At 62.8% G+C, this 14,100-nt stretch carries 15 protein-coding genes and 3 pseudogenes; 16 read left to right on the top strand and 2 right to left on the bottom strand.

What is annotated here, in order from left to right; translation table 11 throughout:
• Nucleotides 1-16: 16 nt before the first annotated feature.
• Entirely contained in the window at nucleotides 17-1,372 is a 1,356-nt protein-coding gene (locus tag KJQ96_RS06085) for a 3-carboxy-cis,cis-muconate cycloisomerase (protein ID WP_213285772.1), read from the bottom strand.
• Nucleotides 1,373-1,539: 167 nt separating this feature from the next.
• Here KJQ96_RS06085 and KJQ96_RS06080 point away from each other — a divergent pair, with 167 nt between their 5' ends.
• From KJQ96_RS06080 to KJQ96_RS41945, 15 genes and pseudogenes are all read left to right on the top strand, one after another.
• Nucleotides 1,540-1,986, top strand: a complete 447-nt coding sequence (locus KJQ96_RS06080; protein ID WP_213285771.1) for a CoxG family protein — start codon at nucleotides 1,540-1,542, stop codon at nucleotides 1,984-1,986.
• A 203-nt stretch (nucleotides 1,987-2,189) separates the two neighbouring features.
• Entirely contained in the window at nucleotides 2,190-2,669 is a 480-nt protein-coding gene (locus KJQ96_RS06075) for a (2Fe-2S)-binding protein (RefSeq protein ID WP_028349934.1), read from the top strand.
• A gap of 69 nt (nucleotides 2,670-2,738) precedes the next feature.
• The gene (locus KJQ96_RS06070; RefSeq protein WP_213285770.1) at nucleotides 2,739-3,542 is read left to right on the top strand and encodes a xanthine dehydrogenase family protein subunit M; all 804 of its coding nucleotides are present in this window, start codon (nucleotides 2,739-2,741) and stop codon (nucleotides 3,540-3,542) included.
• A gap of 49 nt (nucleotides 3,543-3,591) precedes the next feature.
• Nucleotides 3,592-4,500, top strand: a complete 909-nt coding sequence (locus tag KJQ96_RS06065; protein ID WP_213285769.1) for a MoxR family ATPase — start codon at nucleotides 3,592-3,594, stop codon at nucleotides 4,498-4,500.
• Between the two features lie 149 nt (nucleotides 4,501-4,649).
• Nucleotides 4,650-5,855, top strand: coding sequence for a VWA domain-containing protein (locus KJQ96_RS06060; RefSeq protein WP_213285768.1), 1,206 nt, complete (start codon nucleotides 4,650-4,652; stop codon nucleotides 5,853-5,855).
• A gap of 11 nt (nucleotides 5,856-5,866) precedes the next feature.
• Nucleotides 5,867-6,196 (top strand): XdhC family protein, encoded by a 330-nt coding sequence (locus KJQ96_RS06055; protein WP_025589337.1) that lies wholly within the window; start codon nucleotides 5,867-5,869, stop codon nucleotides 6,194-6,196.
• Nucleotides 6,193-6,897, top strand: coding sequence for an XdhC family protein (locus tag KJQ96_RS06050; RefSeq protein ID WP_213285767.1), 705 nt, complete (start codon nucleotides 6,193-6,195; stop codon nucleotides 6,895-6,897). The genes KJQ96_RS06055 and KJQ96_RS06050 overlap by 4 nt, the downstream gene beginning before the upstream one ends.
• Nucleotides 6,894-8,498, top strand: coding sequence for an NTP transferase domain-containing protein (locus KJQ96_RS06045; RefSeq protein WP_213285766.1), 1,605 nt, complete (start codon nucleotides 6,894-6,896; stop codon nucleotides 8,496-8,498). Before KJQ96_RS06050 ends, KJQ96_RS06045 begins: the two co-directional genes overlap by 4 nt.
• A 159-nt stretch (nucleotides 8,499-8,657) precedes the next feature.
• Nucleotides 8,658-9,047 (top strand): DUF4189 domain-containing protein, encoded by a 390-nt coding sequence (locus KJQ96_RS06040; protein WP_213285867.1) that lies wholly within the window; start codon nucleotides 8,658-8,660, stop codon nucleotides 9,045-9,047.
• A gap of 137 nt (nucleotides 9,048-9,184) precedes the next feature.
• Nucleotides 9,185-9,595: a DUF2000 family protein gene (locus KJQ96_RS06035; protein ID WP_213285765.1), complete on the top strand. Its 411-nt coding sequence runs from the start codon at nucleotides 9,185-9,187 to the stop codon at nucleotides 9,593-9,595.
• Between the two features lie 71 nt (nucleotides 9,596-9,666).
• Nucleotides 9,667-10,185, top strand: a complete 519-nt coding sequence (locus tag KJQ96_RS06030; RefSeq protein WP_213285764.1) for an N-acetyltransferase — start codon at nucleotides 9,667-9,669, stop codon at nucleotides 10,183-10,185.
• Nucleotides 10,186-10,219: 34 nt separating this feature from the next.
• Nucleotides 10,220-10,318, top strand: a pseudogene (locus tag KJQ96_RS06025) (DUF2000 domain-containing protein); the annotation flags it as partial.
• Between the two features lie 280 nt (nucleotides 10,319-10,598).
• Nucleotides 10,599-11,465: an SMP-30/gluconolactonase/LRE family protein gene (locus KJQ96_RS06020; RefSeq protein WP_213285763.1), complete on the top strand. Its 867-nt coding sequence runs from the start codon at nucleotides 10,599-10,601 to the stop codon at nucleotides 11,463-11,465.
• Between the two features lie 432 nt (nucleotides 11,466-11,897).
• A complete protein-coding gene (locus KJQ96_RS06015; RefSeq protein WP_213285762.1) occupies nucleotides 11,898-12,344 on the top strand; it encodes an ester cyclase in 447 nt (148 codons plus the stop codon).
• Nucleotides 12,345-12,425: 81 nt separating this feature from the next.
• Nucleotides 12,426-12,503: pseudogene (locus KJQ96_RS41945) on the top strand (DUF2000 domain-containing protein); the annotation flags it as partial.
• Nucleotides 12,504-12,579: 76 nt separating this feature from the next.
• On the opposite strand, the gene KJQ96_RS06010 reads toward KJQ96_RS41945, so the two are convergent.
• Nucleotides 12,580-13,611, bottom strand: a complete 1,032-nt coding sequence (locus KJQ96_RS06010; RefSeq protein WP_213285866.1) for an MBL fold metallo-hydrolase — start codon at nucleotides 13,609-13,611, stop codon at nucleotides 12,580-12,582.
• Between the two features lie 363 nt (nucleotides 13,612-13,974).
• Between KJQ96_RS06010 and KJQ96_RS06005 the strand changes: the two are divergent.
• Nucleotides 13,975-14,079, top strand: a pseudogene (locus KJQ96_RS06005) (DUF2000 domain-containing protein); the annotation flags it as partial.
• Nucleotides 14,080-14,100 lie beyond the last annotated feature (21 nt).

Here is a 14,100-nt window from a genome sequence, read left to right as displayed (position 1 = left end):
GCAGTCCTCCGGCTTCTTATTTGTCGTCCAGCGAAGCGAGCAGGCGGTCGATCAGGGCTTGCGAGGCGCCCTGATAGGCCATCGGCTCGAACAGTTTTGCAATCGTGTCGGCATCAAGCTGTGCGGTGACGTTCGCATCATCTAGCAGCACATCGCGTAGACGTTTCTTGTCCTTGACTGCCTTCCTGCTGGCAGCCTCGACCAGATGATGCGCGTCGCTCTTGCCGATCTTTTCGGCCAACGCCATCGCCACCGCTTCGGCCATGATCAGCCCGCCGGTCGCGTCGAGATTGGCGCGCATGCGCGCGGCGTCGACTTCGAGCCCTTCCGCGATGTCCACAATGGCTGCAAGCGCACCCGAGGTGACGAGCAACAGCGTCGGCAGTGTCGGCCATTCCGCGTGCCACGGACCGGCGCTGCGCTCGTGATCCTGCACTTGCGCGGCAAATATCGTCGCTGCGAGATTGGGCGCCATGGTGGCTGCCGCGAGCGCGCTGGCTGCCGCCACCGGATTGCGCTTGTGCGGCATGGTGGAAGAGCCGCCGCGGCCTTCGCCCGAGGGCTCGAACGCTTCGCCGACATCGGTCTGCATCATTAAGGAGACATCGCGCGCGATCTTGCCGCAAGTGCCGGCGATGATGGCCAATACAGAGGCTGCTTCCGCGATGCGGTCGCGGTGGGTGTGCCAGGGCGCGTCAGGCAGCGGCAGCTTCAGTTCCTCGGCCAGTTCTTCCGCGACCGCTAATCCCTTATCACCGAGGGCCGCAAGCGTGCCGGCCGCGCCGCCGAATTGCAGGGCCAGCGCCTCGCTGCCCATGCGCTGCAGGCGCAGCTTCGAGCGATGCAATGCAGCAGCATATTCGGCGAGCTTTAGTCCGAACGGCATCGGCAGCGCATGCTGCAGCCAGGTGCGGGCGACCACCGGCGTGTGGCGGTGCTGTCGCGCCAGTCCTGCAAAGCCGGCGATCGCGCGATCGATGTCGGCCAGCAGCGCATCGATGCCGGCGCGAAGACCGAGCATAGCGGCAGTGTCGATGACGTCCTGGCTGGTCGCGCCCCAGTGGACATAGCGTGCCGCCGCCGCGTCCGATTTGGCGACCTTTGCGGTCAGCGCCTTGACGAGAGGGATCGCGAGGTTGCCGGCCTTGGTCGCCGCCTCAGCCAATGCGGCGACGTCGAATGATTCGGCTCGGCACGCGCTGGCAATCGGATCGGCCGCGCTTGCCGGAATCACCCCGGCGGCAGCCTCGGCGCGCGCCAGCGCCGCCTCGAAATCCAGCATGTTCTGCAGGCTCGTCATGTCGTCGCAGACGGCACGCATCGCCGCGCTCGACAGCATCGGGGCAAGCAAGGGGGAGAGGGACGTGCTCATTGGCGCGACCTAACCATTCCGGCCAGTCAATGCCAATGCCCCTTGTCGGGTTCGCGCCTGCTGCGGTTGCGAATATGCATCGCCCATCGCGTCGGCGGCCTTCCTTTTGGCCCGGGCGTGCTTTACTTGGGGGCTATCAGGTTGACGCCATCCAGGAGGGCACCCCCATGGCCATGACGATGAACGGCGAAGTCCAGCTTCCGGCGTCGCGCGAGGCCGTGTGGGCCAAACTGAACGATCCGGAAGTGCTGAAGGCCTGTATCCCCGGTTGCGAGGAGCTGGAAAAGACTGATGAAACCAGCTTCCGCGCCATCGCCAAAATGAAGGTCGGGCCGGTCTCCGCCCGCTTCAAGGGCAGGGTCATGCTGAGCGATCTCGACCCGCCCAACGGCTACAAGATCTCCGGCGAAGGCGAGGGCGGCGTTGCCGGCTTCGCCAAGGGCGGCGCCACGGTGGCGCTGACCGAAAAGGATGGCGGCACACTCTTGAGCTACAACGTCGAAGCGCAGATCGGCGGCAAGCTGGCCCAGCTCGGACAGCGCCTGATCAACGGCGCGGCCAAGAAGCTGGCCGACGAATTCTTCGCCAACTTCGGCAAGGCCGTGCAGGGCTGATTCTGGCGAGGCTGATTCTGGCGAGTCCAATCCCGCAAGCCCCCTCCGATAGCCCCGTCAAGTCACTCAGGCCATGCCCCAGAAGAGGGGCTCGTTGGGGCTCCTGAGGTTGCTCATTATCGGGATGGCCCATATTATGGGCTTTGGAATGACTATAAACGTCTGCGTTGCCCGCTCCGGCAGTGCGGCCCAAGAGAGTGGTGATGGCCAAGATTTCCCTGATCGTGAACGGTAATCCCGTAAACGCCAACGTCGATCCCCGTACCCTTCTGGTCCAGTTTCTGCGGGAAAATCTCCGCCTGACGGGCACCCATGTCGGCTGCGACACCTCGCAGTGCGGCGCCTGCGTCGTGCATCTCGATGGCAAGGCGGTCAAATCCTGCACCACGCTTGCGGTGATGGCTGATGGCCATGAGGTCAAGACCATCGAGGGCCTGGCGCCCGACGGCGCGCCGCTGCACCCGATGCAGGAAGCATTTCGCGAGCATCATGGATTGCAGTGCGGCTTTTGCACGCCTGGCATGATCATGACCGCGGTCGATCTGGTTAACCGCAAGGGCCACGATCTTTCGGACCATGTCATCCGCGAGGAGCTCGAAGGCAATCTATGCCGCTGCACCGGCTATCAGAATATCGTGACCTCGATCGCCGCCGGCGCCAAGGCAATGGCCAAATCCGCTTAACCGACATGCCCGCTTAATCGACAAGTTCGCCTAATCGATTTCATCGCGAGTAGCGATCAGGAAGTTCTCATGTACGAATTCAAATATCATCGGCCGGCGACCGTGCGGCAGGCCGCCAATCTCCTGGTGAAGAACGAAGACGCTAAGGTGATCGCCGGCGGCCACACGCTGGTGCCGGTCATGAAGCAGCGGCTTGCCAGCCCGCCGCATCTGGTCGATCTCTCGCACATCGAAGGGCTCGATGCGATCGAGATGAAGGGCCGTTCGCTGGTGATCGGCGCCACTGCAACGCATAACGATGTCGCGACGTCGCCGATCGTCGGCGAAGCCATTCCGGCGCTCGCCGAACTCGCCGGTGGGATCGGCGATCCCGCGGTGCGCCACAAGGGCACGCTCGGCGGCTCGCTCGCCAATAACGACCCGACGGCGGATTATCCCGCCGCCGTTCTCGCGCTTGGCGCCACCATCGTCACCAACAAGCGCCGGCTGAAGGCGGAGGAATTCTTCCAGGGCCTGTTCACGACGGCGCTCGAAAGCGACGAGATCATCACCAAGGTAATGTTCCCGCTGCCGAAGAAGGCGGCTTACGTCAAATTCCGCAACCAGGCCTCGCGTTATGCGCTGGTCGGCGTGTTCGTCGCCAGGCGCCCGTCAGACGTGCGCGTCGCCGTCACCGGCGCGGGCTCTGAGGGCGTATTCCGCGCCACCCAGTTCGAGGAAGCGCTGAAAAAGCGTTTCTCGCACAAGGTACTCGACGGTATTTCGGCTTCGCCCGAAGGGCTGAACAGCGATCTGCACGGCAGCGCTGAATATCGCGCGCATCTGATCGGCGTGCTGACGCGCCGCGCCGTCGAAGCCGCGACGGCGAAGTAGGCTTGCCGGTTATCTTGCCGATTTCCGGCGCATCAAGATTGGCCATCGCATGAGTGCATCGACGCTACCCAAATCCGTCGATGGGATGCTGGAGCTATTGACTTCGCGCGGCTATCTCGCGGAGCGGTCGCTGGCGACGGTCACCTATCTCTCGCTGCGCATGGGCCGGCCCTTGTTTCTCGAAGGCGAAGCCGGCGTCGGCAAGACCGAAATCGCAAAGGTCCTGTCGGCGGCGCTCGGGCGCAAGCTGATCCGCCTGCAGTGCTATGAGGGGCTCGACGTCGCTTCCGCGGTGTACGAGTGGAGCAGCGCGGCGCAGATGATCGCGATCCGGCTGGCAGAAGCCGCCGGTGATACCGATCGCGAGCAATTGTCATCGGATATCTTTGCCGAGCGTTTTCTGATCAAGCGCCCGCTGCTGCAGGCGCTGGAGCCGGACGTTGCCGGCGCGCCCGTGCTGCTGATCGACGAACTCGACCGCGCCGACGAGGCGTTCGAGGCGTATCTGCTGGAAATTCTCAGCGACTTCCAGGTCACGATCCCTGAGTTCGGCACCATCAAGGCGCCGCATCCGCCGATCGTCATCATCACCTCGAACCGCACCCGCGAGATCCACGACGCGCTGAAGCGCCGCTGTCTCTATCATTGGGTGGATTACCCCGAAGCCGAGCGCGAGCTTGCGATCGTCAAGTCGCGCGTGCCGGGCATTTCCGCAAAGCTGTCGCAGCAGGTCGTTCACTTCGTGCAGGCGCTGCGCGATCAGGATTTTTACAAGTCGCCGGGCGTCGCCGAGACCATCGACTGGGCCACCGCGCTGACCGAGCTCGACGCCCGTTCGCTGACGCCGCAACTGGTCGGCGATACGCTCGGCGCGCTGCTGAAGTACCAGGACGACATCGCGCGCATGCAGGGCGACACGCTGCAAAAGGTTTTGAAGGACGCGACGAGCGAAACGTAGCTGTCGTCATTCCGGGGCGACGCGTCAGCGTCGAACTATGGTGCGCAGTTGCGCACCTGAGAATCTCGAGATTCTCCGATGTGCAATTGCACATCGTAGTTCGCGCTCTGCGCGCCCGGAATGACGAGAGAGTGGAAACCGGGTTGATCATGACCACCATCGACCACCTCAATCCCCCGACCGGCCACATGGCCGACAATGTCGTCGGCTTCGGCCGCGCGCTGCGCGCTGCCGGCATTCCCGTGGGTCCTGGTGCGGTGATCGACGCTCTCGACGCGCTGCAGGCGATCGAGATCGGCAACCGCGCCGATGTCTACGCCACGCTGGAAGCGATCTTCGTCAAGCGCCACGAGCATATGCTGATCTTCGCGCAGGCCTTCGATCTGTTCTTCCGCGCCGCCGAAGACTGGAAGCACATGCTGGATTCAGTGCCGTTGCCCGATCACGCCAAAAAGAAGCCGCCGCCGGCCTCGCGCCGCGTGCAGGAGGCGTTGGCGCAGCCCTCGGCGCGCGATGAGGTACCGCAAGTCCAGGAACAGGAACTGCGGCTGTCGGTCTCCGACAAGGAGATCCTGCAGAAGAAGGACTTTGCCCAGATGAGCGCGGCGGAGATCGCGGAAGTGACCCGCGCCATTGCCAATATGAAGCTTCCGCAGGCCGAGCTGCGCACCCGCCGCTACCAGCCCGATGCAAAAGGCCTGCGGCTCGACATGCGCCGAACCTTGCGCAGCAGTCTCCGCACCGGTGGCGAGATCATCGATATCCGAAAGCTCGGCCGGATCGAAAAGCCGGCGCCGATCGTGGCGCTGCTCGATATCTCCGGCTCCATGAGCGAATATACCCGCCTGTTCCTGCATTTCCTCCATGCCATCACCGACGCGCGCAAGCGCGTGTCGGTGTTCCTGTTCGGCACGCGGCTCACCAACGTGACGCGGGCGTTGCGGGCGCGCGATCCCGACGAAGCCTTGGCGAGCTGTTCGTCTTCGGTGGAAGACTGGGCCGGCGGCACCCGCATCGCCACCTCGCTGCACTCCTTCAACAAATTGTGGGGGCGCCGCGTGCTCGGGCAGGGCGCCATCGTGCTCTTGATCTCCGACGGGCTGGAGCGCGAGGCGGATGCCAAGCTCGCCTTCGAGATGGACCGGCTGCACCGGTCCTGCCGCCGCCTGATCTGGCTCAACCCGTTGCTGCGCTACAGTGCTTTCGAGGCCAAGGCGCAGGGCATCAAAATGATGCTGCCGCACGTTGACGAATTCCGCCCGGTGCATAACTTGACCTCGATGGAAGGGCTGATCGGGGCGCTTTCGGCGCCGCCTCCGCCGCACCACATGAGCCGCATCCGCTCAGCAGCTTGAAAGGGCATCCCATGCTCAATCGCGATGAAGACATTCTGCAGGCCGCCGAAAACTGGCAGAAGGCCGGTCACGGCGTGGCGCTGGCGACTGTGGTCGAGACCTGGGGCTCGGCGCCGAGGCCGGCCGGCTCCAGCCTCGTCATCAACGATGACGGCACGTTTCTGGGCTCGGTTTCCGGCGGCTGCGTCGAAGGCGCCGTCGTCACCGAGGCGCTCGACGTGATTGCCAGTGGCAAGCCAAAAATGCTGGAGTTCGGCGTCGCCGACGAGACCGCCTGGAATGTCGGCCTGTCCTGCGGCGGCACCATCCGCGTCTTCGTCGAGAAGGTTGGCCAATCGTGAAGCTGGAAACCCTCACACAGGTCAATGCCGAGCGCGCCGCGCGCCGCCCGGTCATCGTGGTCACCGACGTCGCCAATGGCGATCAGCGGCTGGTGAAGGCGAGGGACATCGCGACAGATCCCTTGAGCGCCGAGCTTTCAAAACAGCTCCGCATGGGCAAGAGCGGCATGGTCGAGTCCGGCGGCAAGAAGCTGTTCCTCAACGTTTATGCGCCGACCGCCCGGCTTGTCATTGTCGGCGCAGTCCATATCAGCCAGGCGCTGGCGCCGCTCGCCCGCTCGCTTGACTACGACGTGACGGTGGTGGATCCGCGCACCGCGTTTGCAAGCCCCGAGCGCTTTCCCGATGTGCCGCTGATCGCGGAATGGCCCGATGTGGCGCTGCCGCCGCTCAACATCGATCACTACACCGCATTCGTCGCGCTGACCCATGATCCGAAGATCGACGACCCGGCGCTGCTGCACGCGTTCGAACGCGACTGCTTCTATATCGGCGCGCTCGGCTCGCGAAAGACCCATGCCAAGCGCGCCGAGCGGTTGAAGGCGCAGGGCGCATCCGACGCCGACATCGCGCGCATCCATGCGCCGATCGGTCTTTCGATCGGCGCGGTGTCGCCCTCGGAGATCGCGGTCGCGATCATGGCCGAGATCACCGCCGAGCTGCGGCTGCCGAAAGAAACCGCGAAGGTGCAGGCGGCATGAAGTTCGGTCCCGCCAGTCCGGCCGATGCGATTGGCGGCGTCACCGTCCACACGCTGCGACAGGGTTCGCTGGTGCTGAAGAAAGGCACCACGATCGGGCCTGCCGAAGTCGAGGCGCTCGACAAGGCTGGCATCAAGGAAATCGTCGTGGTGCGGCTGGAGGAGGGCGACGTCTCCGAAGACGAAGCCGCCGCCAGCATCGCGCAGGCGGTTGCGGGCGAGGGCGTCAATGTCGAGCGCGCCTTTACCGGCCGCGCCAATCTGTTCGCAGCACAGGCCGGCGTCTTGGTGATTGACCGCGCCGCGGTCGACCGCATCAACGGCGTCGACGAAGCCATTACCTTTGCGACGCTCGCAGCCTTCAAGCCGGTGGTCGAGGGCGAGATGATCGCAACGGTAAAACTGATTCCGTTCGGCGTCGAAGCGAAGTTGCGCGACGCGGCCGTGGCCGCCGCAGGCCGCGACGTGCTGCGGATTGCGCCCTATGTCATCAAGCGGGTCGGCGTGATCTCAACGCTACTGCCAGGGCTCTCGCCAAAAGTCATCGACAAGACCCTGCGCGTGACGGCGGAGCGGCTGGCGCCGGCCGGTGCCAGCATCATCGCCGAACGGCGCGTGCCGCATGACGAGGCGGCGCTGGCTTCCTCGATCAAGGAATTGCTCGGCCTCGGCGCTGAACTGGTGATCGTGTTCGGCGCCTCCGCCATCGCCGACCGCCGCGACGTGATTCCGGCCGCAATCAGCGAAATCGGCGGCGCCATCGAGCATTTCGGCATGCCGGTCGATCCCGGCAATCTGCTTCTGATCGGCAGCGCCGGCGGCGTGCCGGTGCTGGGCGCTCCGGGCTGCGCACGTTCGCCGGTCGAAAACGGCTTTGACTGGGTGCTGATGCGGCTTCTCGCTGGGCTGAAGGTCACGCGCGCTGAAATCACCGGCCTCGGCGTCGGCGGCCTGCTGATGGAAATCGTGACAAGGCCGCAGCCGCGCACGGTTGCCGATACCGAGGCCAACCGCAACGTCACAGCCATCGTGCTTGCGGCCGGCCGCTCGACCCGCATGGGTGGCCCCAACAAGCTGCTAGCCGAAATCGACGGTAAGAAGCTGGTGCGCATCGTCGCCGAGCAGGCGCTGGCCTCGAAGGCAACGGATGTGATCGTCGTTACCGGCCACCAGGCCGAATTGGTCGAGCAGGCACTGGCAGGCCTCAATGTAAAATTCGTCCGCAACCCGGATTTCGCCGGCGGACTGGCTTCATCGGTGAAGGCCGGCATATCAGCGGTGCCCGACAGCGCCGACGGTGCCGTCGTCTGCCTCGGCGATATGCCGCTGATTGATGCGCAGTTGATCGACCGCTTGATCGAGACCTTCGCGCCGGATCGCGGCCACCTGATCGCCGTCCCCGTCAGCGACGGCCGCCGCGGCAATCCCGTGCTGTGGTCGCGCCGCTTCTTCAAGGAATTGATGACGCTGGAAGGCGACGTCGGCGCCCGTCACCTGATCGCCAAGCACACCGAGGCCGTGGCCGAAGTGCCGGTCGAGGGAAACAGCGCATTCCTCGATATCGACACGCCGCAGGCGCTGGAGGCGGCGCGGAGATCGTAGGGTGGGCAAAGGCGCACTTGCGCCGTGCCCACCATCTCTCCCGTTTCGCCGATGCATGGTGGGCACGCTGCGCTTTGCCCACCCTACAACCCCCCGTTCACCAAGTGGAAACTCCCTCCGGCTTAGATTCCATTCGTTACCTCGGGGGAGGGGATTTTGATCGTTTCGACTGTCGCGGCACAGCGCCGCGCGCTGTTTGTCGTTGGATTGACACTGATACTGGCCGTCTCGAGCTATATCACCAAGGCATGGGCGGCCGGCGCAGTCGCGATCGGCAAGTGCGGCGCTTACGGCAAGGCCTATGATTATGCCGCCGAGGCCGACGCGCGCACCGCGGCGCTGAAGCAGTGCGAGGGCACCTGCACCGCGATCACCATGAAACGCGCCTGCGCCGCGTTCGCCGTCGACATGACCAATCCCTGCGGTCCCCACGGCTATGCCGTGAAACCCAAGATTTCAAGCTCGCTCAACGCCGCGACAAAGAAGTGCTACGAATTCGGCGGCAGGGAATGCGTGATCCGCGCCTGGGCCTGCGACGCCAAGGGGTGATTATTTTGCTATTGTCATTCCGGGGGGTGCGTTAGCGCGAGCCCGGAATCCATTTTCACCATGGAACGTGTGGCCTGATGGATTCCGGGCTCGACGCTTCGCATCGCCCGGAATGACGTCGTCACAGCGGAGACATCATGCAATTCGCCACCAAGATCGCGGTCGTGATCCGGACCGATCTCGAAGCCTGGCAGAAGCTCAACGTCGCATGCTTCCTCGCCGGCGGCATTGCCGCGGCGTTTCCTGAATGTATCGGCGAGCCCTACGGCGACGGCTCAGGCACCAGATATCTTTCGCTGATCGGCCAGCCAATCCTGATCTACGGCGCCGATCGTCCGGCACTGTCCCGCGCGCTCGAACGGGCGCTCGCCCGTAACGTCACGCCCGCGGTCTATACCGAGGACATGTTCAAGACCACGCATGACGCCGCCAACCGCGAGGTGGTTAAGGGCGTGATCCGCGCAGAGCTCAACCTCGTCGGCCTCGCGATGCGCGCCGAGCGCAAGGTGATCGACAAGATCGTCGACGGGCTGAAGTTTCACAGCTAGTGCGGCGGCGTCGATAAATTCAAAGCGGCCCGCGGACGCCTTGAAGGCATTGGGGAAGGATGTGAGCGGGCATGATCAGGAAGGCTGAAGAACGAGACGCGTCCAGTTTGGCCGCCGTGGGTATCGAAGTTTGGGTGAACACCTATCTCCGCGACGGCGTCAGCCCGGTATTCGCGGACTATGTCCTTGCGGAATTCACGGCGCAAAAGTTTCGTAACGCGATTGGCGACCCCGATCTTGCGATCTGGGTATCGGAGAACCGGACCGGAATTGATGGTTTCGTGACGGTCTGTTCGACGGCCGCGCCCGCGCTGGCCGAGTGCTCGCCGCTGGAAATCACGACCCTGTATGTTCAGCCGAGGCACCAGTCGGGCGGAAGGGGCTGCGCGCTGTTGTGTCGTGCCCTGGACCACTGCAGGCGCATGGGCGGCGAAAACGCCTGGCTGACAGTTGAGGCCCAAAACCGCCGAGCCGTCGACTTCTATCTCCGGCATGGCTTTACCAGTATCGGCTCCACGGATTTTGTGATCGCCGATCAGGCCTACGAAAACTATGTGATGAAAGCAGACTTTCGGAATCCGCTGAGCTGATCAGTGACGGCAAGGGCAGGGGGCGAAACTGCCTGCGGCTTTCCGCGCCGAGTTCAATCTGGTCGGGATCGCTGTCCGTGCCGAGCGCAAGGTGGTCGACAAGATCGTCGACGGGCTGAAGTTTCACAGCTAGGCGTTTCGAGCAAGCCTGAGCTGGCGGCCGGGCATTGTGCCATGGCGGCCTCGTTGAAGGGTGACCTCAAAGCAGCCTACGCGCTAACCGCTGAGTTGACTTGGTAAGTCAATCGTCGCACCGCACCATCGTGGGTGCAGTGATCGCCGCGCCAACAGTCGAGCTCATCGCAAGACGCTGATCTGCCCGTCTAACCCGGCGCTGCAATTTAAGAGAAAAGCCGAGGAACGCTTGCCGTGACAGGCTTGTTCGTTCGTCGGGGCAGCACGAGGAGGCTACCATGAGGACACCTCAGCTCTCCGCATTAATGTTAGCTGTTCTTACCTTCAGCGCCAGCGCCGCGGAACCTCAGAAGCTGTGGGAGGCGAGTGGCTTCAAGAACCCCGAATCGGCGGTATTCGACCGCGCTGCGGGGGCCGTCTATGTGTCGAACGTTAACGGCGATCCGATGAAAAAGGATGGCAACGGCTTCGTTTCAAAACTCGGGCCGGATGGAAAGGTCGTAACAATCGAGTGGATCAAGGGACTAGACAGTCCGACCGGGCTGGCCCTTGCCGGTGGCAAGCTGTACGTCGCAGATGTGGACCGGATTGCGGAAATCGACCTCGCCAAGGGCGAAGTCCTGAACCGGTTCGAGGCACCCGGATCCAAGTTCTTGAACGACCTCGCGGCTGACAAGAGCGGACGGATCTACGCTTCCGATATGGTGTCAAACAGCATTTGGGTGCTCGACGGCGGCAAGCTGTCTCTCCTGATGCAGGATGACGCGCTCGAAAATCCGAATGGGCTCCTCGTCGAGGACGGCCGGCTTGTGGTTGCGTCGTGGGGCAAGATGGCGCCTGACTTCTCAACGAAGGTGCCCGGCCGCATGAAGGTGGTCGATCTCGCGACGAAGAAAGTGTCCGATCTGGGTAGCTCGACACCAGTCGGTAATCTCGACGGCGTCGAACCCGATGGCAAGGGCGGCTATCTTGCCACCGATTGGATGACCGGCGGGCTATTCCGCATCGCGAGCAATGGCACAGCGACGCGCCTTCTTCCGCTCGCCAAGGGGAGCGCCGACCTCGGGATCGGACCGGATGGGATCGTCGTGATCCCGATGATGATGGAGGGCACTGTTGTGGCTTACAGGGTCGACGCACGCTGAGAATAGGAATGCGTCTGGCCTGCGCCGGGCGCGGCTTCTGATGAACTGCGCCCCGCCCCACGATAATCAAGATTACGCATGATGCCACCAGCCGCGGCGTTCCGAACGATGCGAGAGCAATCGGTTGCCCCTTACCGATGCGCGCGCTGAACTCAATGCCAATCGGCGTGCACGGAGCCGGTGGTGCGAATTGCACGCGGCAGCGACACCCATTTGAGTACGCAGTTACCAGCGTGCCGTGCGAGCGGATTTATTTTATTGGCTACCACCTCTGTCTTGGGCGCGCCGAATGCAAGGACTTGAACCTTTCTCGCCACGCACAAGACAAAGTGAGCGGCTGGGAGCGGTGCCCTGCGCCCGACCGCCGCGCCAAGAGCGAGCATGGTTTGCTTGTGGCGCCGCGTGTCTTTGGCGCCAGTTGGAGGATCAGCTATGGCGGACGTCATTGAAATCGCAAAAGCCACCGTTACCGCATACAACAACAAGAACTGGAACGAGATGAGAGGCTTGTTGGCTGCCGACGCCGTGTATGACGAAAAGGCAACGAGCCGTCGCTTGGAGGGCTCGGGTCAGATCATCGAAGCGCTCGAGGGTTGGGCCCAGGCATTCCCCGACTCAAAGGGGACATTCATCCGCGAGTTTGTCAGCAACGATAGCGTCGTCTTGGAACTCGTATGGAAGGGCGTTCACACCGGGCCGCTGCAGACGCCGACCGGTGCCATTGCGGCATCGAACAAGCCGATCGAAGTGCCAGCTTGCGAAATCTTCCAGGTAGAAGGTGGAAAGGTCAGGAGCGCGACGCACTATTTCGACATGCTCACATTGCTGAACCAGATCGGCGTGACAGGAGCTGCGTCGCCTGCAAAAAGCGCAGCATAGGCTGAAATACATCAATCCGAACACAGCAGAGCCCGCCGGTTCATCCCGGCGGGCTTGATGCCTGACAACGCGGACTACACCAATCTCGTCGGGCTTGCGATGCGCGCCGAGCGCAAGGTGATCGACAAGATCGTCGACGGGCTAAGGTCTCACAGCTAGCGCAGTGCGATATGTCCGGGGCCGCCATGTCCATTTGGTCGTTGCTCAGGTGGCTGGCTTCATAGGTTCGAATGCCTCATCGTGGTTGCCGCGCCCGAAGGATACCGAAGGGGTCTTCGCGGCGGGCCAGCTTCCGATAGGTGGCCAGATCATCTTTCTGGAGCACCGGTCCCTCGCCACGGCGCCCAACAGAGCCCGTGCCTGGCGCTAACGGCAGCGAGCTGCCAACACCCGCATAAAGATATCGATCGCCGTAGGCCTGCTTCAACGCTGCAAATGTCGGCTCACCGGTGCAGTGGCCCGGAGCGATGTTCTCTACCTTGAACGTTTCCTTGAGCGCTGCCACGGCCTTGGCAATGATCTCGTCCGATGCGACGACGAGGTGGAAGCCGCCGGTGATCAAGCGAATTCTGGGATTGATCGCTGTTGCCGCCTCGACGATCTTTTCGATCCCAGGGTGCGCGCAGCCGACCACGAGCACAATGCCGTCCGAGGTGTTGATGGCCAGGGACAACTCCTTGAGTTCCCTCGTGCCGGGGATGTCGGACACAAGTGCGAGCAACGTAATGCCCGGGGCGATTTCCGTTGTCTTGTCGATCAGCTCGATGTTGGCTCCCTGCCACGCGGTGCCAAACTTCATGACTTCCGGCGGCTTGCCGTCGTAGTAGCGCATCCCGAGCGGCAAGGATTCGTCCTTTCGGTAGAAGCTCGATGGCAGCGACGAGCCATAGATTCCGAATGCTTCCCTAGGTGCATAGATCTTCACCGTCGGATTCACGCTCAGAACATGGTTCAAGCCAGCCATGTGATCGGAGTGGCGATGTGACAGAACCACGAAATCGATGCTAGTGAGGTCAACGCCCTTTGCCTTGATGTTGGTCGCGAAGATGTCTGGATCGTTGCCCGTGTCGAACAGGATTCGCTTGCCGGAGATTTCCACGAGCGCGGAGAAGCCCCAATCCTTCTTCATCGCGGCATCGCTGCCGAAAGCGTCGTAGAGGATGGTGATCTGGCTGTCAGGCTCAGCCGCAGCAATTCTGGCAGGGGCAGCTACGGCGGAAACGCCGCCAAGTGCGACCGCAAAAAGCAATGTTGCGCGAAATTTCATGGCAATTCTCCTCTTTGAGAACGCCCCCTTGAGTTTGTTTATCGCAGCCTTGCGCGATTTCGCGATTGGAATCCTGCGCCTTGCTCGGCGCTGATCAGACGATATTTGAGCTATGCCAAAGCACCGCTTCTGCTTGTTCGACGAACCGGTCGTCGTTCCCGGTGTCATTTGCGGGCTTACGCCTAAGACGGCTGAGGCCGTGATCAGTGCAACACATGAGTACGCCCTATTTCCGGACGTGTCACTACGAAGGTCACGAGGCGCGACGCTTGGAGCAGCATCTCGTGTCAGCACCGCTGACATGCCTCAGCAATAAGAGAGCGGGGCCACATCACGCATCGCTCACCCCGGGGGCTTTGAGGAGTTAAAGGCGTGATCCGTGCCGAGCTCAATCTGGTCGGCCTCGCGATGCGTGCGGAGCGCAAGGTGGTCGGCAAGATCGTCGACAGGCTGAAGTTTCATATCTAGAGCAGTCGACCGATCAGTTCA

The organism is Bradyrhizobium sp. sGM-13 (assembly GCF_018398875.1).
GTDB lineage: Bacteria > Pseudomonadota > Alphaproteobacteria > Rhizobiales > Xanthobacteraceae > Bradyrhizobium.
Note: the sequence above shows the minus strand (reverse complement) of the source record. Positions and strands in the feature narration are given on the sequence as shown.

Bases quoted from the DNA above. Each gene is read 5' to 3' on its own strand.
- KJQ96_RS06060 (WP_213285768.1), top strand. From the start codon at position 4,650: ATGACCACCATCGACCACCTCAATCCCCCGACCGGCCACATGGCCGAC.
- KJQ96_RS06075 (WP_028349934.1), top strand. From the start codon at position 2,190: ATGGCCAAGATTTCCCTGATCGTGAACGGTAATCCCGTAAACGCCAAC.
- KJQ96_RS06035 (WP_213285765.1), top strand. From the start codon at position 9,185: ATGCAATTCGCCACCAAGATCGCGGTCGTGATCCGGACCGATCTCGAA.
- KJQ96_RS06010 (WP_213285866.1), bottom strand. From the start codon at position 13,611: ATGAAATTTCGCGCAACATTGCTTTTTGCGGTCGCACTTGGCGGCGTT.
- KJQ96_RS06030 (WP_213285764.1), top strand. From the start codon at position 9,667: ATGATCAGGAAGGCTGAAGAACGAGACGCGTCCAGTTTGGCCGCCGTG.
- KJQ96_RS06085 (WP_213285772.1), bottom strand. From the start codon at position 1,372: ATGAGCACGTCCCTCTCCCCCTTGCTTGCCCCGATGCTGTCGAGCGCG.
- KJQ96_RS06015 (WP_213285762.1), top strand. From the start codon at position 11,898: ATGGCGGACGTCATTGAAATCGCAAAAGCCACCGTTACCGCATACAAC.
- KJQ96_RS06070 (WP_213285770.1), top strand. From the start codon at position 2,739: ATGTACGAATTCAAATATCATCGGCCGGCGACCGTGCGGCAGGCCGCC.
- KJQ96_RS06045 (WP_213285766.1), top strand. From the start codon at position 6,894: ATGAAGTTCGGTCCCGCCAGTCCGGCCGATGCGATTGGCGGCGTCACC.
- KJQ96_RS06020 (WP_213285763.1), top strand. From the start codon at position 10,599: ATGAGGACACCTCAGCTCTCCGCATTAATGTTAGCTGTTCTTACCTTC.
- KJQ96_RS06080 (WP_213285771.1), top strand. From the start codon at position 1,540: ATGGCCATGACGATGAACGGCGAAGTCCAGCTTCCGGCGTCGCGCGAG.
- KJQ96_RS06065 (WP_213285769.1), top strand. From the start codon at position 3,592: ATGAGTGCATCGACGCTACCCAAATCCGTCGATGGGATGCTGGAGCTA.
- KJQ96_RS06055 (WP_025589337.1), top strand. From the start codon at position 5,867: ATGCTCAATCGCGATGAAGACATTCTGCAGGCCGCCGAAAACTGGCAG.